25 protein-coding genes and 1 pseudogene are annotated in these 24,193 nt (G+C 50.1%); 9 read left to right on the forward strand and 17 right to left on the reverse strand.

Annotated features, from left to right (window positions below):
- Positions 1 to 1,237 precede the first annotated feature (1,237 nt).
- Together OGY01_RS09410 and OGY01_RS09415 are read left to right on the forward strand one after the other, a co-directional pair.
- Positions 1,238 to 6,661, forward strand: coding sequence for an Ig-like domain-containing protein (locus OGY01_RS09410; protein ID WP_286492956.1), 5,424 nt, complete (start codon positions 1,238 to 1,240; stop codon positions 6,659 to 6,661).
- Between the two features lie 222 nt (positions 6,662 to 6,883).
- Complete coding sequence (locus tag OGY01_RS09415; RefSeq protein WP_200011169.1) at positions 6,884 to 7,501, forward strand: helix-turn-helix domain-containing protein; 618 nt, start codon at positions 6,884 to 6,886, stop codon at positions 7,499 to 7,501.
- A gap of 1,141 nt (positions 7,502 to 8,642) precedes the next feature.
- On the opposite strand, the gene OGY01_RS09420 is transcribed toward OGY01_RS09415, so the two are convergent.
- The 13 genes and pseudogenes from OGY01_RS09420 to OGY01_RS09480 form a co-directional block, all read right to left on the reverse strand.
- A complete protein-coding gene (locus OGY01_RS09420; protein WP_199963557.1) occupies positions 8,643 to 8,984 on the reverse strand; it encodes a TA system toxin CbtA family protein in 342 nt (113 codons plus the stop codon).
- Positions 8,985 to 9,004: 20 nt separating this feature from the next.
- Positions 9,005 to 9,322, reverse strand: a complete 318-nt coding sequence (locus OGY01_RS09425) for a type IV toxin-antitoxin system YeeU family antitoxin (protein WP_286492958.1) — start codon at positions 9,320 to 9,322, stop codon at positions 9,005 to 9,007.
- Positions 9,323 to 9,340: 18 nt separating this feature from the next.
- Positions 9,341 to 9,495: pseudogene (locus tag OGY01_RS09430) on the reverse strand (DUF987 family protein); the annotation flags it as partial.
- Positions 9,496 to 9,524: 29 nt separating this feature from the next.
- Positions 9,525 to 10,001 carry a JAB domain-containing protein gene (locus OGY01_RS09435; RefSeq protein WP_286492960.1) on the reverse strand — a complete coding sequence of 159 codons (477 nt, stop codon included), beginning with the start codon at positions 9,999 to 10,001 and terminating at the stop codon, positions 9,525 to 9,527.
- Positions 10,002 to 10,016: 15 nt separating this feature from the next.
- Positions 10,017 to 10,466 (reverse strand): antirestriction protein, encoded by a 450-nt coding sequence (locus tag OGY01_RS09440; protein ID WP_199963554.1) that lies wholly within the window; start codon positions 10,464 to 10,466, stop codon positions 10,017 to 10,019.
- Positions 10,467 to 10,573: 107 nt separating this feature from the next.
- Positions 10,574 to 10,813 carry a DUF905 domain-containing protein gene (locus tag OGY01_RS09445; protein ID WP_199963553.1) on the reverse strand — a complete coding sequence of 80 codons (240 nt, stop codon included), beginning with the start codon at positions 10,811 to 10,813 and terminating at the stop codon, positions 10,574 to 10,576.
- 75 nt (positions 10,814 to 10,888) lie between these two features.
- Positions 10,889 to 11,356, reverse strand: a complete 468-nt coding sequence (locus OGY01_RS09450) for a YfjT/YkfB family phage-associated protein (RefSeq protein WP_199963552.1) — start codon at positions 11,354 to 11,356, stop codon at positions 10,889 to 10,891.
- 23 nt (positions 11,357 to 11,379) lie between these two features.
- Positions 11,380 to 11,820, reverse strand: coding sequence for a YfjS/YafY family lipoprotein (locus OGY01_RS09455; protein WP_199963551.1), 441 nt, complete (start codon positions 11,818 to 11,820; stop codon positions 11,380 to 11,382).
- A complete protein-coding gene (gene ypjK / locus OGY01_RS09460; protein ID WP_199963550.1) occupies positions 11,817 to 12,056 on the reverse strand; it encodes a protein YpjK in 240 nt (79 codons plus the stop codon). Before ypjK ends, OGY01_RS09455 begins: the two co-directional genes overlap by 4 nt.
- A 40-nt stretch (positions 12,057 to 12,096) precedes the next feature.
- Positions 12,097 to 12,798 carry a DeoR family transcriptional regulator gene (locus OGY01_RS09465; RefSeq protein ID WP_286492961.1) on the reverse strand — a complete coding sequence of 234 codons (702 nt, stop codon included), beginning with the start codon at positions 12,796 to 12,798 and terminating at the stop codon, positions 12,097 to 12,099.
- A gap of 218 nt (positions 12,799 to 13,016) precedes the next feature.
- Complete coding sequence (locus tag OGY01_RS09470) at positions 13,017 to 13,838, reverse strand: DUF932 domain-containing protein (RefSeq protein ID WP_286492962.1); 822 nt, start codon at positions 13,836 to 13,838, stop codon at positions 13,017 to 13,019.
- A gap of 90 nt (positions 13,839 to 13,928) precedes the next feature.
- Positions 13,929 to 14,792 (reverse strand): GTPase family protein, encoded by an 864-nt coding sequence (locus tag OGY01_RS09475; RefSeq protein ID WP_286492964.1) that lies wholly within the window; start codon positions 14,790 to 14,792, stop codon positions 13,929 to 13,931.
- 117 nt (positions 14,793 to 14,909) lie between these two features.
- Positions 14,910 to 15,662 (reverse strand): YagM family protein, encoded by a 753-nt coding sequence (locus OGY01_RS09480; RefSeq protein WP_286492965.1) that lies wholly within the window; start codon positions 15,660 to 15,662, stop codon positions 14,910 to 14,912.
- 287 nt (positions 15,663 to 15,949) lie between these two features.
- Between OGY01_RS09480 and OGY01_RS09485 the strand changes: the two genes are divergently transcribed.
- The 7 genes from OGY01_RS09485 (at position 15,950) to arsA (ending at position 20,965) form a co-directional block, all read left to right on the forward strand.
- Positions 15,950 to 16,528 carry a rolling circle replication-associated protein gene (locus OGY01_RS09485; RefSeq protein ID WP_286492966.1) on the forward strand — a complete coding sequence of 193 codons (579 nt, stop codon included), beginning with the start codon at positions 15,950 to 15,952 and terminating at the stop codon, positions 16,526 to 16,528.
- A gap of 120 nt (positions 16,529 to 16,648) precedes the next feature.
- Positions 16,649 to 16,855: a helix-turn-helix transcriptional regulator gene (locus OGY01_RS09490; protein WP_032170432.1), complete on the forward strand. Its 207-nt coding sequence runs from the start codon at positions 16,649 to 16,651 to the stop codon at positions 16,853 to 16,855.
- A gap of 328 nt (positions 16,856 to 17,183) precedes the next feature.
- The gene (locus OGY01_RS09495; RefSeq protein WP_286493110.1) at positions 17,184 to 17,480 is read left to right on the forward strand and encodes an ArsR/SmtB family transcription factor; all 297 of its coding nucleotides are present in this window, start codon (positions 17,184 to 17,186) and stop codon (positions 17,478 to 17,480) included.
- Between the two features lies 1 nt (position 17,481).
- Positions 17,482 to 18,195 carry an arsenical resistance protein ArsH gene (gene arsH / locus OGY01_RS09500; protein ID WP_286492967.1) on the forward strand — a complete coding sequence of 238 codons (714 nt, stop codon included), beginning with the start codon at positions 17,482 to 17,484 and terminating at the stop codon, positions 18,193 to 18,195.
- 8 nt (positions 18,196 to 18,203) lie between these two features.
- Complete coding sequence (locus OGY01_RS09505) at positions 18,204 to 18,749, forward strand: sigma-70 family RNA polymerase sigma factor (protein WP_286492969.1); 546 nt, start codon at positions 18,204 to 18,206, stop codon at positions 18,747 to 18,749.
- 75 nt (positions 18,750 to 18,824) lie between these two features.
- Complete coding sequence (locus tag OGY01_RS09510) at positions 18,825 to 19,187, forward strand: arsenic metallochaperone ArsD family protein (RefSeq protein WP_020839050.1); 363 nt, start codon at positions 18,825 to 18,827, stop codon at positions 19,185 to 19,187.
- Between the two features lie 20 nt (positions 19,188 to 19,207).
- Positions 19,208 to 20,965: an arsenical pump-driving ATPase gene (gene arsA, locus OGY01_RS09515; RefSeq protein WP_286492972.1), complete on the forward strand. Its 1,758-nt coding sequence runs from the start codon at positions 19,208 to 19,210 to the stop codon at positions 20,963 to 20,965.
- 73 nt (positions 20,966 to 21,038) lie between these two features.
- On the opposite strand, the gene OGY01_RS09520 is transcribed toward arsA, so the two are convergent.
- The 4 genes from OGY01_RS09520 to arsB all read right to left on the reverse strand — a co-directional run bounded on the left by OGY01_RS09520 (position 21,039) and on the right by arsB (position 24,165).
- The gene (locus OGY01_RS09520) at positions 21,039 to 21,407 is read right to left on the reverse strand and encodes a winged helix-turn-helix domain-containing protein (protein ID WP_286492973.1); all 369 of its coding nucleotides are present in this window, start codon (positions 21,405 to 21,407) and stop codon (positions 21,039 to 21,041) included.
- A 62-nt stretch (positions 21,408 to 21,469) separates the two neighbouring features.
- Positions 21,470 to 22,282, reverse strand: coding sequence for a sulfite exporter TauE/SafE family protein (locus OGY01_RS09525; protein WP_286492975.1), 813 nt, complete (start codon positions 22,280 to 22,282; stop codon positions 21,470 to 21,472).
- 149 nt (positions 22,283 to 22,431) lie between these two features.
- Positions 22,432 to 22,863 carry a glutaredoxin-dependent arsenate reductase gene (arsC, locus tag OGY01_RS09530; protein ID WP_286492977.1) on the reverse strand — a complete coding sequence of 144 codons (432 nt, stop codon included), beginning with the start codon at positions 22,861 to 22,863 and terminating at the stop codon, positions 22,432 to 22,434.
- Between the two features lie 12 nt (positions 22,864 to 22,875).
- Positions 22,876 to 24,165 carry an arsenite efflux transporter membrane subunit ArsB gene (gene arsB, locus OGY01_RS09535; RefSeq protein WP_060683637.1) on the reverse strand — a complete coding sequence of 430 codons (1,290 nt, stop codon included), beginning with the start codon at positions 24,163 to 24,165 and terminating at the stop codon, positions 22,876 to 22,878.
- Positions 24,166 to 24,193 lie beyond the last annotated feature (28 nt).

The following is a 24,193-nucleotide window of genomic DNA, read 5'->3' on the forward strand; positions in this document are numbered from 1 at the left end:
AAATGAGAGTTTTTTATTTTTTGCGGTATTATTATAAGTTCTTGATTGATATGATTTTTGTATTTATTTTTAACCGTTAATAAATGCCGTGAAATAAGTTTCTGTGAAGTGATATATTACTGGTGTCACATTGATTATCATCTCCTGGTTGGTAAAAATATACCAAATTAGTTACTCTTGTTATTATTGTTCTGCAAATTAAAAGTGGTGCTGTTATTATAATAAATACTCCTTATTTGTTTCTCCTGGTTTGTTTTATATATCTTTTTTGTAAATGAAATGTTGCCATTTACCAAAAATGGACGTCGTGTTCGGATTACTAAACGGATCACGAAAGATGAGTGATGTTTTTTGCCAGGAAGTGGTTAATGTACTTAATGCATTTGATTGTTCTCACCGTAGGCACACCAAACGAACACTGTCTGCTGGATTTTGCTGAGGTAACAACTTAAAAAAGATGGTTTTTTCTTGTTTCGAATGGAAAAATAACCACTCGGGCAATACTTTTTTATCGATCCCTTATCGATAAGGGAGCTGGTTTGCCAGAGAGCCGGAGGGGCGGTTTTTAGTCAGAACTGTTCTTTTACTCCTCCAGAAATGTACTGACAGTAGTGAAGAGCTGGCATGGCGTGTTTTTCTCGCGCTGTTCAACGCGGTAAAGATGATTAAAATGCATAAAATGTCAATTACCAATATAAGGTGATCACCTCGGCACCGTTTCTTTCTTTCTTTTTTATTGAAACTTCGCCCTCGCTGAGTGAAGTCCAGGCTAATAGTGTCTTTTTCCAATGAGTTATGTGTGAATTAAAAAGTCAGAAAAATTTTATAAAGATGCTTGCTGAATAGGATTTTATTGCCCATAGTTATAGCAAACCAATGTTACATCTTATTACATTGCCAGATTTGGCTTACTCGATCATCTTTGCAAGGTGAGGATATCGCTCAAAGTTTTGCCAGAACAAACGAAGCGATTACCTCCTAAGGAGCATCAGGAAGGCAATAATTAATAAAAATGCAGGTGAACAGCATAAACTATGAACCGTTTTAGATAATGGCGGCCTTACTTTAGTAAATGATTTTTATTATCGATTCCCTGTAAATATAATAATAGATACCTGTTTTCCATTGCATAAATAGAATATTCCATTTTTGGACTAACACAGTAATTTTTCTTGCCTTAAAAATAAAATATTATAGGGCGAATTATTAATGCTAAATCTACCGAGTATCTAATAACATGCATGCCAGGCCGGACAGGCGCTTTAGCGCACGTTTAATTCAGACAATTGCGTTACTGAATATATTTCTGCAAATTGTCATGCCTGTCCTGCTTTCATTCTCATGGGTTTCTGTGGCTGTGGCCGCTTCACCGTCAGAACAGCAATTCAGTCAGTCCATGACCACCATGCGTAACTCAGCGCTTCTCTCTGCTGTCCCCGACTCCCCTCCGGAAGAGAACGATAAAATATGGTCTTCCTCTTCTGTTGAGCTAAATGTCAAAAAGACGTCTCAGGAATCATCCGGTTTTTTCTCCTCACAGCCGACTAAATCTGCGGAATTGCCTGCCTTAGCTTCAGAACCAGAAGCGGGGAAAACCTCCTCTGTCGCCGATCCTGAGTTGCAGATGATTGATTCAGGTAAGACCGCAGCTACGCGCCTGTGGCAGGTTTTGGGCAGTGATGATCCTGCAGCTCAGGGACGTAGTGCCGCCGCCGGAATTGCCGCCGGGATTGCCAACCAGCGTATGGAAACCTGGCTGAATCAGTACGGGCATGCGCGGGTAAATTTATCCTTCCCGGGCGGTGGCGATCTCGATCTGTTATTCCCGATGCTTGATACCCCTGATTACCTGATTTTTACCCAGGGCGGGATCCGCCGGGATACGGATGATAAACGCACGACCTCCAATATCGGCCTTGGAGTGCGCGGCTTCACGGGTAACTGGATGCTTGGTGTGAACAGTTTCTATGACTACGACATCACCGGAGAAAACAGTCGCTACGGTATTGGCACTGAAGCCTGGACGGATTACCTCAAACTGTCCGCCAACCTTTACCAGCGCATTACCGACTGGCACCAGTCTGGCGTTGAAGATATGGAAGATTACGATGAGCGACCAGCCAACGGATACGACGTGCGTCTGGCCGGCTGGTTGCCTTCATATCCAAATGTTGGCATGAACGCAACGTATGAGAAATATTTTGGCAAGAATGTCGCTCTTGATGACCACACGGATCTGGCGGACTCACCTTCGGCGGTGACGGTTGGGTTGAACTACACGCCGATCCCGCTGGTTACGTTAGGAGCGGAGCATCGTAGCGGCAGCAATACGAATGATTCACGGGTGTTTTTGAACTTCAACTATCGTCTGGGCGTATCAATGGCCGATCAGACCGATCCGGATATGGTCGGGTTGGCCCGGACGCTGGCAGGCAGTCGTTACGATATGGTTGAACGTAATAACACCATCGTTATGCAGTATAAAAAACAGGATATTATTACCCTGTCGCTGCCAGCGACAGTATCTGCGGATGCGAACAGTACCGTGTCGCTAACCGCGGACGTACGGGCAAAATACGGTACAGAGAGTGTGGACTGGGACTACAGCAGTATTGTCAATGCGGGAGGCAGCGTTACACAACAATCCCGTGAATCACTGCTTATCACACTGCCGGCCTGGAAAGCGGAGCAGGGCAGTGTGAATACCTATCGTATTAGCGCAGTGGCGTATGACTCGCGCCATAACAAATCAAACAGCGCGGAAACGGTGGTAATGGTCCACAAAGCGCGAAACGACATCTCATCATTTGTGGTGGTAAACGATAACGCACTGGCGGACGGTAATACCCGAAACACGGTACGTCTGACGGTAATTGATACGCAGACAAACCAGCCGGTACCTGGGTTGGCGGTCAAATTTGCAACCAGTGCCGGAACTCTGTTGGCGGCAAGTGCGACGACGGATGCACAGGGAATGGCGACCACGGAGATCACCAGTGTGGTTGCCGGAGAAGCGAAAATCACCGCGACGCTGGAGAACGGCAATGCGGCAGATGTCAGCGTGACGTTTTTGCCAGATGAGGCAGCCACCCTCAGCGATCTAAAAATAACGAAAGACAATGCCGCGGCAGATGGGAAAGCGACTAACGTGGTACAGGCCAGCGTGACCGATGTGCGGGGCAATGCGGTAGCGGGGATCACAGTGGCATTCAGTGCCGGGAACGGTGCGGTGCTGGAAAATACCTCGGTAGTAACGGATGCCAAAGGGCTGGCGTCGACCACGCTGACGAATCTTTCTATGGGCACGACTGTCGTGACCGCGACGGCGAATAATGTGTCCCGTAGTGTAAATACAACGTTTACAGCGGATGTGGCGACGGCGTTTATCAGTAGCCTGACGGTGGACCAGGACAGCAGCCCGGCAGATGGTAAGACAACCAATACGGCGACGGTGACAGTACTGGACGCGCAGGGGCATCCGGTACCGGGGATTGCTGTGGCATGGCAGGCGGATAAAGGAACGGTGAAATTCAGTTCCGGTTCGAGCAATACCGGGGCAGACGGCAAAGTCAGTGTGCAATTTACAGATACTGTGGCTGAAAGTACCAACATCACTGCGGTACTGGCGAACGGTAGCAGCCAGTCGCAGCCCAGTCATTTCTCTGTTGATCTGACCGCTTTGAAGATCAGCCGTTTTGATGTCGCGCAACAGATAAAAGCCGACGGGCGTACCGTCAGTACCGCCACGGTTATTGTCGTAGATACCGCAAATACCCCGCAGGCGAATGTTGTAGTGAACTGGACGGTGGATGGAACAGCCTCCCTGGCGGGGCCAACATCCACGACGGATACTTCGGGCCAGGCGGTGATGACGCTGACGGATGCGAAAGCCGAAACGGTGAACGTAACAGTGACGGTAAGTGTCAGTGGTGCGACGCAAACAAAAACCACCACCTTTGTTGCCGATACGGATACAGCGGTAGTCAGTACGCTGGTCATCAACCAGGACGGCAGCGTGGCGAACGGTTCGGCGGCGAACACGGCGACAGCCACGGTGCTGGACGCGAACAATAACCCGGTCGCCGGAGCTGCGGTGGTCTGGAGCGCAGACAAAGGCACAGTAAGGTTCGGCACGCAGGACACCACGGATGCAAATGGTCATGTGAGTGTGACCTTCACCGACACGGTGGCGGAAACGACGCAAATCACCGCTACGCTGGGTGGTTCCAGCCAGACCGAACCATCGCAATTTGTGGCGGATGCGGCAACGGCGGTGGTCAGTACGCTGGTCATCAACCAGGACGGCAGTGTGGCGAACGGTTCGGCGGCGAATACGGCGACAGCCACGGTGCTGGACGCGAACAATAACCCGGTCGCCGGAGCAGAGGTGGTCTGGAGCGCAGACAAAGGCACAGTAAGGTTCGGCACGCAGGGCACCACGGATGCGAACGGGCATGTGAGCGTGACCTTCACTGACACGGTAGCGGAAACGGCGCAAATCACCGCTACGCTGGGAGGTTCCAGTCAGACCGAACCATCGAAATTTGTGGCGGATGCGACAACGGCAGTGGTCAGTACGCTGATCATCAACCAGGACGGCAGCGTGGCGAACGGTTCGGCGGCGAACACGGCGACAGCCACGGTGCTGGACGCGAACAATAATCCGGTCGCCGGAGCCGCGGTGGTCTGGAGCGCAGACAAAGGCACGGTAAATTTTGGCACGCAAGGTACCACGGATGCGAACGGGCATGTGAGCGTGACCTTCACCGACACCGTCGCGGAAACAGCACAGATTACCGCCACGCTGGGCGGCAGCAGTCAGACTGAACCGTCGAAATTTGTGGGGGATGCGGCGACGGCAACACTCACTTTGCTACCCGATCATAGCGGTAGTATTGCAGATGGCATTGCTACTAATGGTGTAACGGCAATGGTCGTCGATGCTCTCAATAACCCAATTGCCGGGGCGATTGTGACGTGGACGGTAGATAAGAGCACGGCGAAACTCAGTGTCTCTTCAGGAGTGACCGATAGTAGTGGTAAGACGAGCCTGACCTATACGGACACCGTAGCGGAGCATGTAGAGATCACGGCTACTCTGGAAAACGGCAGTAGTAAGGTGCAGGGCAGCACATTTGTTGCAGATGCAAGTACCGCCAGGATCGGCTCTATTGTTATTGATCCCGATAATAGTCCAGCAAATGGCGCTTCGAAAAATGGTGTTGCTGTGACGGTAGTGGATGCGAATGGTAATCCGGTTGGTGGATTAAGAGTTGCTCTCAGTGCGAGTAGTAATACGGTGGAATTCTCCTCGAAATTTACCAGCACTAATCAGAGTGGTGTGGCGAGTGCCACTTTCACCGATACAGTGGCAGAAACCATAAGTGTTACCGCAGGTTTGGATAATGGTAGCGCTAAATCACAGAACAGTCATTTTGTGGGGGATGCTGCGACGGCGGTGGTCAGTACGCTGGTCATCAACCAGGACGGCAGCGTGGCGAATGGTTCGGCGGCGAACACGGCGACAGCCACGGTGCTGGACGCGAACAATAACCCGGTCGCCGGAGCAGCGGTGGTCTGGAGCGCAGACAAAGGCACGGTAAATTTCGGCACGCAAGGCACCACGGATGCGAACGGGCATGTGAGTGTGACCTTTACCGACACGGTGGCGGAAACAGCACAGATTACCGCCACGCTGGGCGGCAGCAGCCAGACCGAACCGTCGCTCTTTATAGCGGATGCGGCAACGGCGGTGGTCAGTACGCTGACCATCAATACTAACAATAGTGTGGCGAATGGTTCGACGGCGAACACGGCGACAGCCACAGTGCTGGACGCGAACAATAACCCGGTCGCCGGAGCCGCGGTGGCCTGGAGCGCAGACAAAGGCACGGTAAGGTTCGGCACGCAAGGCACGACGGATGCGAACGGGCATGTGAGTGTAACTTTCACCGACACGGTGGCGGAAACGGCACAGATTACCGCCACGCTGGGCGGCAGCAGCCAGACCGAACCGTCGCTCTTTATAGCGGATGCAGCAACGGCGGTGGTCAGTTCGTTGGTCATCGATCCGAATGGTAGCGTGGCGGATGGTGTAACCGCCAATGTTGCAACGGCCACAGTACTCGATGCGCACAACAACCCGGTCTCCGGGGCTGTGGTGACCTGGAGTGCAGACAAAGGTACGGTAAGTTTCGGCACGCAAGGCACCACGGATGCGAACGGACATGTGAGTGTGACCTTCACCGACACCGTAGCGGAAACGGCCCAGATTACCGCCACGCTGGGCGGTTCCAGCCAGACCAGTCCGTCGAGATTTGTGGGTGATATCGCTACGGCCAGGGTAGAGATGGAGATCAGTAATAGCAGTGGCGTGGCTGGTAAGACTACGGTAGGAGCGATAGTCACCGTGGTAGATGCCAACAGTAACCCGGTAGGCGGAGCCGTGGTCACCATGAGCGCAGATAAGAGTACAGTGACATTTGCAATGGGAGGCGACGGATTCGCATCGACAGCAGCGGCAAGTGAGGAGCAGTTCACAACTAATAATGGAGGAACATTCACTGTATATATCGCTGACACCGTTGCGGAACCAGTGCAGGTAACGGCTACGGTCGGTAACAGTAGCCAGACAAAGCAGATAGAATTTGTTGCAGATTAGATACCGCAGCAGTCAGTGATGCCTGGTAGTGGTAAGAACAGGAGTATGGAGGGACTATTGTTGCTGGTATTAGTATATCAGCACGCAGACAGACGACATAGTATTACCACCACACTGGAAATGGCAAAACTGAAACACTTTACAGCCGATTTGTCGCAGTGAGGCTGTCGGCGCCTTAACTTTGTTTATTTTAATTAGCTAATAACCGGAGTAACGTGCTTTATGTTAGAAATCCCTCGTGAGTCAATTAAACGACTTGGCGATATGATTATTCAATATGGTTATTCATTCCATCTTGCAGAAGGCAATGAATTAATAAGAACATCACCAGATGACGAACCTTTATTCTTTTATCTTGTAAAGGGACAGGTGCGTTATGAGTTATCTGATGATTATTGGTTGTCTTCCGTCAGAGCGCCCATGGTCTTAGGCTTTGTAGATTATTACTATCCGAATGAATACGCCGGGCGTTTTTTCACGGAGACGGAAACATCAGGGTTCTATCTTTCTGCCGAGAAAGTGGGTCAGCTCATCTCTGAGAATGACTTGTGGTATGACGTCTCTGTTATCCTGAGCTATATTATCCGAAGGTTGTTGGCGCGTGAGATGCTGCTATCGTCCAGTAATGCGTACAAGATTATCTGTCACTATCTCAATATTCTGAATTCTGAATGCCCGGAAGTAAAAGAGAGATTGAGTGCGTTGTATTATCTGCATAAGCATACAAAGCTGTCTAAAAGCATGATTTCATTAATCATTAGTGAGTTAAAAAAAGGAGAGTACATAGATATCAGTAAAGGGCATCTTAAGAGTATAAAATTCTTACCAGAAAGTTTTTAAATTCAGTACTGGAGAGTGAATTATTAGATAAATATGTGTTAGGTAAATGGAATTAGCATTGACGCAGTCAGTGATAAGCAGTTGAAAGAGAAATTATCAACTGTTAAAGAAACGTTGTTTTTTAGCCGATCATCACAACTGAAGGGGTGGTAGGCGCATTTTGTATCAGGAATGGAAGACTGACGGACATGGTGGAATTCGTTGAGGATGGTGCATAGCCAGTTGAAAACGGAATATTATAAATTTATATCACTCTGCAATCTGTTGTATTTCACTTCTTACAGATAAACAATGGCACAAAATGACGTAATTAATGATTGTGCACAGCGTGGATGAAATACCTCTGGTCTTTTGATTTAATATTGATGTTTTGTATTGGATAAATGAGTAACCCCCATAATCACCCTCAAATGATTCTGCTTGTGGGATGTGGGGGCATTCTGAGCTACTTTTTCGGCTCTTTTTTCCACTGTAGTAAACCGGCAATATCCTACTCGCCTTCGGCTTCTTTTAAGCGTCATTGTTGCCCGGCAAACTGACTGTATTCCGGCTGGCTGGCGCGAATATTGCGGCTTACCTGACAATTCCCTTCCTGTGGAACTTGTAAGTAAGACTTACAGGTTGGCCAGAGTTCAATACGGGATAAAGACAGCTTAAAAGAGATGTGATTAAAGACGTGCTTACTTGAGGCATTTTGGCGGAGATCACAGGAGTCGCATTTGGTATTTAACATATTGATTTTTATGTCATGTTTTGTGTTTTATAAATGAGTAACCCCCATAAGTACCCCCAAATGATTTTCCTTGTGTGGATCAGGTGTACAACGAGCTGTTTTTTTAGCCTCTTTTTTCACTGTAGCAAAGCGGCATCTACTTCTCACCTACTGCTTCTCTCAAGTGCCGCTGTTGTTCGGTAAACCGAGCAACTAAAGTTCGGCACATTCAGTTTGCCAACAACCACCTATGCGTTTAAGGTTGGTCGAACAAATAAGTTCGTTATGACTGGCTAAGACTTCAGCTTCTTTCTGCATGATATTTTGTCCGTAAAAGCAAATGCGCCTGCTGTGAATAGCAGGCGCATTATGATGAATAAATCGGGAAGAAAAATTGGTGATTTAAATCAGGAATGCTGCTTGCGATATTCACAATACAGCGTTATTACGGTTCCGTCTCAACAAGCCAGCCGCCTGTCGTGCCCGCAGAATATCAACAGCACGCAGATAAGGCGATTGTTCCTGCCTGCTAAATCCCCTGCGATCTATACGGACCAGTTCGTATTTCTCAACCAGAAAATTAACGGCATCTGCCAGCATGATACCGGCGTCTATATGCTCCTGAATAACACTTTCATCGCTAAACGGCGTATCGTTTAGCGTCAGACCATAGTGCTGCTCCAGCAGGTGTGTAAGCAGTATTTGCCAGACAGCCACGGGCGACAGACAGGGCTTTGTCGCCCGCGAAGTTGTTGCAGGTAGAGGTTTCATGTTTGCTCTCGTGACGGTATTTAGCGTTGGCTGGGATAAACAGCGATGTATATGTAACCGCAACTGCCGAGTGTATCGGCTTCGCAGGTAAAACCGTTGTGATACAGGGCGATGCAGTGTGGATGGCGGGGATTCAGTTCACCGGTGGTCAGCATTGATTCCATCTGTCTGATAAACAGCGGAAATGCTTCATCCAGTTTCAGGCATTCGGCGTCACTGAACTTACCGGTGATACTGGCCCGGTCAGCTAGATAATGCAGCCGGTTGCCCTCCTGCACCAGACGAGCTCCCAGGTGCGGCGTGATATCCCGCTGTAGTCCCCATGTGATGTTGCTCATTACTATTCTCCTTTATTTTCAGTTCAGGGTAATACTCATCAGACAGGCATACGGTCCTGACGGCGTTCGATGTACACCGCCAGCTCGCCGGGGATTTCCGGGAAGTCCTTACCGAGGTAGTGACGGATGCTGCCATGCCGCTGGTATTTGCCGGTGCAGTAACGAAAGAGACGGATTTGCTGATAATTTTCATGAGGGTTCCTCACAACAGGCCGTGTTCTGCAAACGAATATATTTGCTTGCCACCGACAATCAGATGGTCCGGGACGCGGATATCCACAAGCTGAAGTGTCTGTACCAGCCGCTGCGTGATGGTTTTGTCTGCCTGGCTGGGTGTGGTATCGCCGGAAGGGTGGTTATGGGCCAGTATCACTGCTGCTGCATTGAAGTACAGGGCGCGTTTAACCACCTCCCGGGGATGGACCTCGGTGCGGTTAATCGTGCCGGTGAAGAGCGCCTCATGCGCAATAAGCTGGTTCTGGTTGTCCAGATACAGCACCCGGAACTCTTCCCGTTCAAGAGCGGCCATATGCAGTCGTAGCCATTCACGGACGGCGTGGGTGGAGGTGAAAGCCACTCCGGGCTCATGCAGATGCCGGTCCAGCACCCTGAGTGCCCGCTGAATGAGACGCCGGTCCTGTGGTGTCATCTCTCCGGGTAAAAAGGAAAGCTGTTTCATCCGTTGCTCCTCCTGTCAGTCGATGATGCGCAGAATGGCGTGAGCTTCAGGATGCTGCAGTGCGTAGTCCCGCAGACGATAATAATGCACGGTCATCGCGTCACACTCTGTACGGCAGGCATGATGGCTGTATTCAATCAGGCAGACGGCAATGCCTGCGGCTTCTGCACTCATTTCCGTGCCATTACCGTTCATGTTATTGAACAAACTCCATACCTCATCGCTGTCAGCCTCGGGGGCCATAAAAGCTCCACCGTTGCTCAGCGTGTAAAAACTCCAGATACCGCCGCCGTAATCCTCACAGAAGCGGTCCATCCTGGCGAAGATGCGGGGTTCCAGCGTTATCCACTGCGGAATGGTGCCAAAGTGCTGCGGCCAGAAGCCGATGTGCTGTTCATCGGGTACTGGCGTGGCGGTGATAATTAGCTGCGGCTCGTTAGCTGGTGTAAGGGTGTGCTGTGTCATGGTGTTCTCCGGGAATGAAAACGCCAGCGGCTCGGGCTGGCGTGACAGGAAATAAATGATGTGGTGTGAAGAGTGCTGTCGTGCTATTGGGTTTAGTGCGCGAGGAATTAGTGTGCTGATGGCTCCTTCAGAATGCCGTACTGCCGGATATACGGGTTAAGCCCGGCTCCGGCGTCAGACTCAAAACTCCAGACCCGCCAGACCATGCAGCCTTCACGGTCACGAACGACCAGGCGAAAATGACTCCTCTGGTCATCTTCAATGGTGATATTGCGGTATGCTGCGGTGACGGCTTCCGCCTGCGCCCGGGTAAAAGTACCCGGTGGCAGTAACACAGGTTGGGACATTTCTGGCTCCTGATAAAAGAAAACCCCGACAGCCTGGCGGTTGTCGGGGTTAGTTTGCGGGAGAAAATGCAGGTATCAGTCGTTACCGCAGTCTCCGGGAGTGGGCAGGACCTTCGCGGCGTTTGTCGGGTCAGCGCTGAAAGTGCCCGCTTTGCGGTCATTGACATAGACTTCGAACTGCCGGGCCTTACGGATATCGCTGATGAAGTCATACCAGGCATTATCACCGTTACGCCAGCCCAGGCTGGGCGGAATAACGTACTGCTGATGATTCATCACCACGGTGACTGTGGTGCCGTCATCGTGCGAACTGACCATTCTGTTATCCGCCAGGGTAAGAAAAGCAGAATGCTGGTAGAAACCGTTCTGGTCCGGATTTTCTGTACAGTTGATAGTGAATCTCTTGCCGCTGGCATCGGTTACGCTGTATTCCGTATTGCCCTGGCCGTAACCCTGCTGCCACAGCCCGGGAACCGCAGAGGCATTAAAGCTCGCGAGCAGTGCGCCTGCCAGCACAAACCGGGTAAGTGAACGGGTATTCATTTCTGTCTCCTTTAACATTTTCTTTATTCCCGGTTATCAGGGTTTGATGGTATCAGCAGCCGTCCCATCAGCTTGCCGTCATGGGAATACTCAAGGAATCGCTCCTGGGTGTGTGGATCGGTATCTTCGTGATATTGCAGCGTGATGTTGTCGGCTATGCACAACGCATTCATCAGCGGCTGAACGGTTTTTTCCTCCATATCCACCAGATAGTAGTAATTGCCACCCTCGCAACCATCGGGTGACTGGCGGGTACGTAAGACCTTCAAAGCGGGGCCAGAGAGAGTAATCTGCGACCACTCTTCCCTGACATCATCCTTGCGATTAACCACATCGCTGAAACGCGGCGGGGTGAGGTCCTTAAATTTACTGATAGCCTTCAGGTCATCACTCCTGTCATCGCAGGCGGCCAGAAACAGGCTGGCGGTAAGCACCGTCAGCAGAGATAGTGTTTTGCGTTTCATTTTTTCTTTCCTGAAATCAGACGAACCACTTTGGCGAAAACATAAATCCCCACAAAAATACCCACCGGCACACCAACGAACGGCGTCAGTGCAACACTGGCAGCACCGGCTGCACCGCCGCCCGTAAGCAGAGCGGCAACGGTGGCAAGCGTCAGGGCAATGAGACTGTCAGACACCCCGATTTTGTTCAGAATGATGACGATGACAACAATGGCGATAATGGCAATAACGGGCATCGGGCTCCTCCCTGCTGCCGGGTTGATAACAACGCCTGTGCTATTCCGGTGGGCTGTCAGCCGAAACAAACGCAAGCAGTGACTGCTGGATAAAACGAAAATGGGGTAAGGCCTGAATGAAGACCGGGTCCTCAACCAGGCGGCACAGACTGTCATTGCGCCGGAAACTCTCCTGCAGGGGCTGAACCAGATGGATTTCATCCAGCGTGAATACGGCGATATGTCCGTCGTATTCAGCAACCAGATACCAGGCCTGCTGGTGGATGAGCAGGCGGCAAGGTGCCAGTCGCTCACAGCGTCGACCATCGGTAAGCAGCGTCACCCTCCTGCGCCCGGTAATAGCCTGAATCAGCCGCCAGAAAGATAATGCCCCTGACGGGGAAGGGACCGAATTTGCGGGTGCTATCACGCAGGGAGACTCGTCACACATAAGCAGTGCGTTCACCAGACGACGATCAAGGCCAGGAAAAAGACCTGCCAGCCCGCTCCGGTGGGCAAAGATAAGCACGTCGGGCACCATCTGTGTCTCACTGCCAGCAGTGCGTAAGCGGCAGTAACCGGACTGATATTCCAGGTCCAGATACATCAGCCGCTCACGAAAATCCCGCCGCAGCGTGCGCACCGACACGCCAAACTCAACGGCCAGTTTGCGCACGCTCAGTGTTTCCCCCGCCACCAGGCGACTGATGATCAGTGACAGCCTGACAGCCAGCCGGTCATGGCGGCGTTCTGCCTGGGTCATGAGAGGTTCTCCGTCTAAGTTAACTGACTGAAAATAATGTGATTACTTTAAAGAGGTGGGCGGACAGGGTATGGACACTGCAGAAACTATTTTTCATTTCTGCGAAAGTCAGATATAGCAGGGGTTGCAGGCCATACCAGGGAGAGTGAGGCCTACTGACATGTCGTAACGCGGACAGGTGGTGTCCGATATTAACAACATAGCAACAAAGGTAATGACTACTGCAGTTGTGTAAGCAGTGTTTCCGCCATCACCCACAGCGCCCGGTTGAGCTTCACATCCCCGTCAATGCCGCGCACGGCACGGGTATGCGTCCGTCCGCCTTTAGCATTACGCCCACTGAGTCCACCCTTAATCAGGTTTTCCTGCACACGCTGATAGGTAGTCCACAGGTCATTGCTCTCATCCTGCCAGCGGCGCGGGGATAGTAGCTGCGATTCACTGACAGGCTGGTGGTCCTCACCAAAGCGATACGTGAGCGCGGCTTTTGCCAGCGCCTGCTGAGCGGGAGGTGGTAATAGCAGCGATTGCATGGCATCCCGCTTCTCCTCCACCCGGTCAAAAATCCCCAGTACCTCATACGCCCCTTCTATTACCTGACTCACCACATCCCCTTTGTGCGGCACCCGCACCTCGCCAAACGACTCACCGCAGACAAGGCCGTTCTGACAAACCGCACGAAATAATCCCGGCAGCATCTGATACGAACTTGTGCCGTCATGTGAGTTGAGCAGAATGATTTCCGGGACCTGTTTACCGGTGATCTGCCCCTCAAGCCGCAGACGCAACATGTGCTTTGTGTGCTCCCGACGACCCGGATCACGGACACGGGTCTGACAGGCAAAGAACGGCTGGAAGCCCTCCCGCTGCAGACTGTCGAGCAGGGAAATGGTCGGAATATAGGTATAACGCTCACTGCGGGATTCGTGTTTTTCCTCGCTGAATACGCTGGGCACCACACGAAACAGCTCTTCACGGGTTAACGGACGATCACGACGAATAAGGTTTGCTGCGCCAAAGCGCGAAGCCAGACGGGTCATAAGCAGACTCCTCATAACGGGAAAACAATAAAAGAAAACCCCGTCGCGCAGGCGACAGAGCTCAGGGAGTAACAGGTTGGAATTAAACTCTCAGAAGAAGAAATCCCAGACGGCACGGGCCACTGAGACTACGGTGGTGCGCACGGCCTGAATGACGGCCCGCACCGGAGCGGGAATAAGGGGGAAAGCACTGACGGTATCAAGTACCGCACCTACGGTTTCACCGAAATCGTCACGTGCCTGCTCCCTGACTACCGTTGTGCGAAAGGGCCGCTGCAGTTGCGGCACCACCGGGCTGCTGGCCTCGCGTGGCAGACACTTAATCATCCGCTCTGCCATCACCCGCAATCCCCACTGCAGACGAACCGACACGGCACACACTGGATGCACGGGCTGGAACAACTCATGCAACAGGCAGATTTTGCGGCTGATGTTTTGCTTCTGCTCTGTGGACAGGATATTTCCACCGCTGGTGGGTTCAGCTTTGTCTGATTGGCTGATAACAAACAGCACCTTATGCCGGTATGCTTCACCAATCACCTGACGGTAAAAATGCTCATCAGTCGCCAGTGCCCGGTCATCAGCCTTAATCAGCCACAGCACCATGTCGAGCCGGGGAAGGTGCTCAAGGTACAGCCTCTCATACTCAGTATCGCGTGCACCACTCTCCCCCACGCCGGGCAGATCAACCAGCGTCATATAGCGCTCGCCAACCTGCAGGCGAAATCGCAAAGGTCCACGGGTACAGGCTTCCACATCGCTGACCGGCGATACTTCGCCGACAAATAGGGCATTGCAAAGGCTACTCTTTCCCGCCCCGGTTTTACCCATAATGCCGATCACTGGCTCGTAGTGGGTTAACTGATTTATCTGCTGCAATATACGTTCAGACACCCATTGCGGTAGGCCTGAAAGCGAATGGTTTAGTGGCTGTAAACCTCGTGGGTTATTCATGATTACTCCTGCAATAAATAAAACTGAAACGGCAGAACCGTGAAGTTCTGCCGTTATGCTGGTATTTTCATGAAAATGATATATATCTCAAAAAAATTGGAATGCACTTAAATAGCATCACTTCCAACAATCGTAGGGATAGTTGACAATTGACTCAGATGGATATAACTGTTCTGTAGAAGCTTTATTTATTTGTAAAGCAGCAATGAATATATAACCGTCTCTAAACCTCACAACAGGAACCCAAGAAAGATATGCTGCACTTAAGTGCTTTTTCTTTTTTTTCATGTATTCAGCAATCCCGTCATTGCAGAAATCAACAAGCTTCACATAGCACAAGGAATGCAAATCAAATAAATAATCATCGACTATAAATTCGGGAATTTCAATCTGTATTAATTCATATTTAAAATTTCCCCCGAGATTATTCTCGACGCATAAATATACATGTCGAATATCACCTTTTGATTCGGGCTCGAACAATTCAATATGGCCGCTTACTTTTTGACAAAACTCCTTTCGACATCCCTCCCACTCTTGACGAGGAGGCAATGAAAACTCCATGACTGGTTTTGGAGAAATACTAAAAATGAGTTTTTTTGAAAGTAAATGCAAATGTTTTAATGTAATTTCGTTCTTTGTATTTTGGGTTTCGAAGTGACGAACCTCATGATAAAACATGCTAAAAAGCCTGCTTTCAACCTCCTGAGTAATTCTATTTTGATATGTCACAAAATCAAGAATAGGTGCAGTAGAACGTAATAACTCACATATTACTTTAGAACGTGACGTGCCATTGGATTCGGCATACCTGTCGATTGAATCAATCGTTAAGTTATCATCGGTGTTAAATGTTATTCTCTTTATCATAACTGTTATGCATTTTATTGATTATGCATAACAACTTATCACGAAGGCCCGTAAAGCACCAGATCGCATTGCAATACTTCAGATTTCTCGCACACATTTCTTACTGTGTAAGGCCACCCTGCAAACCTGCGATAGAATCCTTGAAACCATCTGTTCTTACTGATTTAAGGTTAATTAGTATTATCACCCGGAGTTAGCCATTCCCCTCCTGTAATCAATACTCATCCCTGTATAAAAAATACATCACACATCTATCTATTGAACCCCATTTAGTTTGAGGATAGATCATGAAAGAACCCTACAATGCCAACCCTAATTACCCTATGCATCGTTTTCTTCTCGAAGATATAAACCACCACCTGGATGAAATGTTTGAGCGTTATTCCCGCTTACTGGCTTTTCGTATGGATTTTGGCTGGAAACAAGGAAGTGAACGCTCGCAGCGTAATCTCATGGATGAGATGGAGGGCGAGATACAGCACCTGATGGACGTGGCAATTGGCCGAAAGATGGTTATTGGGTACTACTGGGTAATTGAATATAGACAGCGTAAGGGGTTGCATGTGCATGCCATGATTTATCTTGATGGGCAGAAGCATCGGAAATGTTATCCGACCTCGCGTGCGATAGGGGAAGAATGGCGCATCTTAACAGACGATGAAGGACTCTTTCATCTGTGTTCCAAGAAAAAGCATTTCGTTGCGAGTTCCGGAACGATAGTGGATCACCGCAATAAGCAGGCAGTTGATGAACTACGTTACGTAATTAGTTACTTAGCCAAGTCTGAGCAGAAATCGCGGGGGGTTATTGCAGGTATGAACGCTATACCACCACGAAGCCGCAGAGGCAGGCCCAGGAAGGAGTAGCGACAGGTAAACATTGAGCCGAAGTTTTTTTACAACAGAAGCCATTGATGTGGAGGAGCTGGCAGTGAATATCAGTTTACTAACGGCTCCGGTTATTTATCCTTAACCGGACACATCATCATGTATACAAAACCTGCACTACTTGAAGATCAGTTCATTGATATGAAATTCATTACCCAGCTTACTGGCCTGAGCGATAAATGGTTCTATAAGCTGATACAGGATGGGGCATTTCCTAAACCAATTAAGCTGGGCAGAGCTTCCCGTTGGTTAAAAAGCGATCTGGAAGAATGGTTATATTACCGTATTTACGAATCCAGAAAGTAAAGCGCTCTAGCTCAGAATTAGAAAACCAAAATCGTCATAATGTGTTTTCATCAATACTTAAGACATCAAGATCATTTACCTTCGATTTCGCATCCACCAAGCCCTACCCTGAGCCAGGGAATTAAACCTTGTAGAGGTAAAAGGTGTTCTTTCAGTGACCGCCGAAACTGACAAATCGAATACCTGTCCCTAAACAATACACCCTCTATCAAAACTTATAAGAGTCAGATAACTCGAACTTGGTGTTTTCCATGAAATACGCTATATTTCCACTATTCCGGAAATATAGAAATGAGATACAAATGGAGCTTTCAAAGCAGCAGATACCCTGAAAGAGCTGGGTCATCCCACGCGCCTTAGCGTATACAGAGAGCTGGTTAAAGCCGGGCATGAGGGGCTACCGGTTGGCGAACTGCAGAAGCGGCTCGAAATCCCTGCGTCTACGTTGAGCCATCATCTCTCATCGCTGATATCAGTCTCTCTGGTACGCCAGGAGCGCCAGGGTAGAACGCTCTATTGCCATGCTCGATATGAGAACCTTGAGGCTCTCATTACCTTCCTGACAGAAGAATGCTGCTCAGGGACTGACGACTGCCTCACCATGCCCCAGAAGACGGAGAAGTAAAATGACAGGCGATCTTAAGAATGTTGATTCAGGTTTGTTTGACACCTCAATCACAGAGGCAAGATTCGGCGTTCCTGCCGTTCCCCATCCTCCTCGTATCCTGATGCTGTACGGATCTGTGCGCGAACGTTCCTACAGCCGACTGGCAACTGAGGAAGCTGCAAGGTTGCTGACTGCCATGGGCGCAGAGGTGCGGATCTTCAATCCTTCTGGCTTGCCTCTTCCTGATGATGCGCCTGACTCGCATCCTAAAGTCATGGAGCTGCGCGAGCTGGTTCGTTGGTCCGAAGGGATGGTGTGGTGTTCCCCTGAACGTCATGGTGCGATGACCGGTATCATGAAGGCCCAGATTGACTGGATACCACTTTCGGAAGGCGCTGTTCGCCCTTCTCAGGGTAAGACGCTTGCCGTCATGCAGGTCTGCGGTGGCTCTCAGTCTTTCAATGCCGTAAACCAGATGCGTATTCTTGGCCGATGGATGCGGATGATCACCATCCCGAATCAGTCCTCTGTGGCAAAAGCCTGGCAGGAGTTTGATGAAGATGGACGAATGAAACCGTCGTCTTATTACGACCGCATTGTGGATGTGATGGAAGAACTGGTGAAATTTACTCTGCTGACCCGAGGTAACTCAACCTATCTCGTTGATCGCTACAGCGAACGAAAAGAGTCAGCAGAAGAGCTTTCCCGGCGGGTTAATCAGAACAAAATTTGAGGGCTGATATGAGTGATATAACAGCATTCAACAACTGCATGAGCGCGTTCTGGCGGCGACATGAAGCCGAACTCTCTCGCTTCCTTACCTCGAAGACAGGTGATAGAGAAAAAGCTGCAGACCTTCTGCAAGAGCTTTTCCTGCGTGCTCGCGCTCACTCAGACAGTTTTTGTGAAATGGAGAATCCGCGAGCCTGGCTGTATCGGGCAGCGAGGAATCTGCTAATTGATGAGTACCGCACCACCAGGGAGTTCGTTGAGCTGGAAGAAGATGCCCCATTCACAGACGCATCCCCTGATGCCATCTCAACGCTGGATATTTGCCTGTCTGAAACGTTGCAGGCATTGCCTGACGATGAACGGTGGCTGATTGAAGAATCCGACCTTAACCGGCGTCCCCAGCAGTCCCTGGCCGATGAACTGGGTATCACGCTTACGGCGTTTAAATCCCGTTTGCTACGGGCCAGAAAGCACCTGAAAGAAGCGATGACAGAACTTTGCCAGATTGAGGCGGATGACACTTCTCCCGTCTGCTGCCACAAAAAAATGAATTAATCGCGCATCTTTTTCCCATCACCTTCGTTTACCTCAGTGTAAAGCCAAATGACTAAACACTGAGGTAAACAATCCATGTCAAAAATTGAGATCTTTGAAGCAGCAGGCTGCTGTGCAACCAGCAGCGTTGTGGTCAGCGACGAAGCCGTCAAATGGAATGCCAGCGCCGAATGGGCGAAAAAGAATGGCGTTGATATTCAGCGCTACAGCCTTGCGAAAAACCCGCAGCAGTTCCTGAATACCCCTGTCATCAAAGAGTTTCTTAACACATCAGGGATGGAATCCCTCCCTGTCACCTTGCTCGACGGCAAGCTGGTGATGGCAGGCAAACTGCCGACTCGTGAAGATATCGCCCGTTGGGCAGGTATTCCGCTTACTCAGGACTGGAGTGAAGACAGCACGCAACCACGCTGCTGCAGCATTCCACGTATGCCTTAATTCCAGAGGAGCTATTACTGATGAATATGCCATTTTTAAAAGACATTCCCCCGTTCATCTTCTTCACCGGTAAAGGTGGAGTTGGTAAAACATCCCTGGCCTGTGCTACTGCAGTATGGCTGGCCGATCAGGGTAAGAGAACGCTTCTGGTGAGTACCGATCCGGCTTCAAATGTCGGCCAGGTATTTAGCCAGACTATCGGCCACCGAATCACAGATATTAGTACTGTAGAAAATCTTGCCGCGATGGAAGTTGATCCGATGGCAGCAGCGCAAGCCTATCGTGACCGTGTGCTCGATCCTGTTCGCGGGCTGATGCCAGCCGATGTGGTCAGCAGCATTGAAGAGCAGCTCTCTGGCTCATGCACCACGGAAATCGCTGCGTTTGATGAGTTTACCGGTCTGCTGACCAATCGTGAGCTGCGGGAAAAATATGACCATATTGTATTTGATACCGCGCCAACCGGTCACACCATCCGCATGCTTGAATTGCCGGGAGCCTGGAGCGGTTATCTCGAAGCAAACCCTGATGCCGCTGCAAACCTCGGGCCTCTGGTAGGGCTGGAGAAACAACAGCACCAGTACTCCGATGCGGTTAAAGCGCTGTCTGATGCAACTCTCACGCGCTTAGTGTTGGTTGCCCGTGCCCAGGCTTCAACGCTGAAAGAGGTTTCGCATACGCACGATGAGCTGTCTGCTATCGGTTTGCAGCATCAACACCTTGCCATTAATGGTGTGATGCCGCCGTTTGCGGGTGAGAATGATCCACTGGCGCAAAGTATTCTGGCCCGGGAAGAAAAAGCATTACAGGCAATGCCTGATAATCTGGCTAATCTTCCCCGCTCGCAACTGTATCTGAAGCCATTTAATCTGGTCGGTCTGGAAGCCCTGCGGGAGTTATTTACAGAGAGCAAAGCCGCACCGGCACTCCCTGCTACCACGCTGAATGCTCTGGATTTACCGAAACTTGCTTCACTGGTTGATGAACTGAGCCAAACTGGCAAAGGGCTGGTCATGACGATGGGTAAAGGCGGTGTGGGTAAAACGACCGTTGCAGCATCGGTGGCGGTATCGCTGGCTAAACGCGGCCACAAAGTCCACCTGACCACATCCGATCCGGCGGCACATCTGTCTTACACACTGGATGGTTCACTACCAAATCTGCAGGTCAGCCGTATCGATCCGAAGGTGGAGACAGAGCGCTATCGCCGCTTTGTACTGGAAAATCAGGGCAAAGGATTAGACGCTGAGGGACTGGCGGTGCTGGAGGAAGATCTCCGCTCGCCATGTACTGAAGAGATCGCCGTCTTCCAGGCATTCTCGCGGGTAATCAAAGAGGCCGACGACCATTTTGTCATTATGGACACCGCGCCAACGGGTCACACACTTCTGCTACTGGATGCGACTGGAGCCTACCACCGGGAAATGGTGCGCCAGATGGGGCAAACTCAAGACCATGTGATGACGCCAATGATGCAATTGCAGGACCCGGAGAAGACGAAGGTGATTATCGTGACGCTTGCCGAAACGACACCTGTTCTGGAAGCAGCAAACCTGCAGCAGGATTTGCGTCGAGCTGGCATCGAGCCGTGGGCATGGGTTGTTAATAACAGCCTGGCGGCAGCTAAACCGTCTTCACCTTTCCTGAAGACCAGGGCTAACCGCGAGCTGCCTCTCATCTCTGATGTAGAAGAGCAGTATGCAAAGCGTATTGCATTAACAGCGTTACAGAGCGAAGAGCCGGTTGGTATTGACCTGCTGGAAGAGATGGCGAAGTAACAATGAAGGGGGCATTAGCCCCCTTCATGCTTTGCTGTCGTTCTATTTTCCCGATTGATAACCAAGGCCTCTGTCATTTTCCAAAAAGAATCTTTTCGAGTTCGATTAACTGTTGCTGAGATTGCTCATTGAGATGGGCCTCGGCTTGGTCATACCAGGTCAGCAGGCTACGTCCCAATGGAGTCAGAACTGTTCCACCGCCTTTGTTACCACCTGTGGAAGTGGTTACAATTGGCTGACCAATTCCCTTATTCAAGGTGTCAATTAAGAGCCATGCTCTTTTATAAGGTATCCCCAAATCTTTAGCTGCCGCAGAAAGAGAGTGAAAGCCATCAATCGCCCTCAAAAGGTCAACCTTCCCCGGCCCCAGCGAGATGTTGTCGTTAATATAGATCCTTGGCCTGACTAATATTAAGTTTGATTTAAGGGGCGTATTTTTCATTTTGCTACCTTTTCAAAATCATTTTCTCTGTGATGCGGAATAGTCCAAAGCGTAAACCACCATTACCTTTGCCGGGTATGCTTAAAGGTTTTGATCGCGGAAATTAGAAGTACCGCGCCTAACAGCGTCATAAGCACTCTTACCGGGAACATACCGAGCATAAGTCCCCCAATAGCAGCCCCAATAACGGAACCGGCGACCATCCACACAAAAAGTTTTTTCTCTTTTCTCAGTATCTGGAAAGCATCTGCATTGGTGTAGCGAGAAAACCCCACAATCATCGTCGGTAAACTGATCATGAGTGACAAACTACCAGCCAGTTTAATGTCAGCCCCAAAAAGGATAACAATGGTTGGTATAAGGAGCTCTCCTCCTGCAACACCCAGCAGAGCAGCAACATTCCCGATGAAGAAACCCGCAATAACACCCGCAATAATGGTCGCGATTCCGGGCTGGAATAATCCAGCGGAGCTATCATGCAAAGGCATCCATGCTTCTGAAAGCATGACGAATGACAGGATAACAAGCAGGAGCAGAATGGTTCTGTCCAGCCAAATACGGGACATTTTTATGGCTCGTCCTGCTGCCCACCATGCACCGATAAGGCTCCCGGCCAGCAAATTGATGACAATATCAAGATGAGCAAACAGCTGGTCGACGGCGATGGATTTTGTGCGGAATATCAAAGCAACAGCGACAACAGTAAGGCTCATTGCCTTGTTAAAAATTACCGCTTCCAGCGTCGGCATTTTGAAACTACCCATCAGGACGGGAAGGCGGAACTCAGCACCACCAAGACCAATCAAGCCACCTAAAGCACCTATTAACGTGCCTGATAAAAAACCTTTTCCGTTCCGTTTCGATTCTGATGACATGTATTTACCTTTCCCGTTATGTCAAAAATGACATAACGGGAAAGGTAACATAAAAAATATGGACTCTGGAAGCGTATATTTGACTTTCTGGAGGGAAGAAAAAAGATGATATGAAAGGGCCGGGGAATCAGCCCTTTCATTAAATGAAATTACTTGTTGTCGATTCGTTTTCCGCTAGCATCAACAACCTTCTCACCGTCTTCCTTGGTGAAAGCCGCTTTCTGAGCCTCTGGAAGGATATCCAGAACCACCTCCGAAGGACGGCAAAGTTTGGTGCCCAGTGGCGTCACCACAATCGGACGGTTAATCAGGATCGGATGTTGCAACATAAAATCGATGAGCTGGTCATCAGTAAATTTATCTTCTGCAAGACCCAGTTCCTCATACGGCTCGACGTTCTTACGCAGTAACGCCCGGACGGAAATGCCCATATCCGCAATGAGTTTGACCAGCTCATCGCGTGAAGGTGGAGTCTCAAGGTAAAGAATAACGGTCGGCTCATTACCGCTGTTGCGGATCATCTCCAGCGTATTACGCGATGTCCCGCAGGCTGGGTTGTGATAAATGGTGATGTTGCTCATATCAGTATCTCATTACAAAGTGAAAGAGAGACGTAGCGCCAGCGCGGCCAGCGTTACAAACAGCACAGGCAGAGTCATGACGATCCCGGTGCGGAAATAGTATCCCCAGGTGATGGTCATATTCTTCTGTGAAAGTACGTGTAGCCAGAGCAGCGTTGCCAGGCTACCAATAGGGGTGATTTTCGGCCCCAGATCGCAGCCAATGACGTTGGCATAAATCATTGCTTCTTTGATAACGCCCGACGCGGTACTGCCATCAATCGACAATGCGCCAATCAATACGGTAGGCATGTTATTCATGATAGAAGAGAGGAATGCGGTCAGGAATCCCGTTCCCAGCGTGGCTGCCCACAGGCCTTTATCTGCGAGTAAGTTCAGCACGTCAGACAAGTATTCTGTCAGCCCTGCGTTACGCAGCCCATAGACCACCAGATACATCCCCAGCGAGAAGATCACGATCTGCCATGGTGCCCCACGCAACACTTTACCGGTGTTAATGCCGTGACCTTTTTTTGCCACAGCAAACAGGATTGCTGCCCCTACTGCTGCAATGGCACTGACCGGAATACCCAGTGGTTCGAGTACAAAAAAGCCCACTAACAAAAGAATTAATACAATCCAACCGGTTCTGAATGTTGCCAGATCTTTGATGGCTTTTGCAGGCTCTTTCAGTCGTGCCAGATCATAAGTGGGCGGGATATCTTTGCGGAAAAACAGATGCAGCATCACCAGCGTGGCGACAATGGCGGCGATATCCACCGGCACCATTACCGAGGCATATTCCGTGAATCCCAGTTTGAAGAAATCAGCCGAAACGATATTGACCAGGTTCGATACGATAAGCGGCAGACTGGCGGTATCGGCAATAAACCCTGCGGCCATCACGAAGGCCAGCGTGGTGCTTTTACTGAAGCCAAGCGCCAGCAGCATGGCGATGACAATCGGCGTCAGAATAAGTGCCGCGCCATCGTTGGCAAACAGTGCCGCGACTGCCGCGCCGAGCAGAACGATATAGGTAAACAGCAGGCGGCCACGACCATTCCCCCAACGAGAAACGTGCAGCGCAGCCCATTCGAAAAAGCCGGATTCGTCCAACAACAGACTGATGATAATAACGGCGATAAACGTTGCCGTCGCGTTCCAGACGATATTCCACACCACCGGAATATCAGCAATGTGAATCACACCCGATGCCAGAGCCAGTACGGCCCCCAGCGTGGCGCTCCAGCCAATCCCTAATCCCTTTGGCTGCCAGATAACCAATATGATGGTCAGGATAAAAATGGCTCCTGCCAGTAACATAAAACCTCCTGAAAGGGCAGCATTGCTG

The organism is Citrobacter sp. Cm038 (genome assembly GCF_030333105.1).
Lineage (GTDB): Bacteria > Pseudomonadota > Gammaproteobacteria > Enterobacterales > Enterobacteriaceae > Citrobacter > Citrobacter murliniae.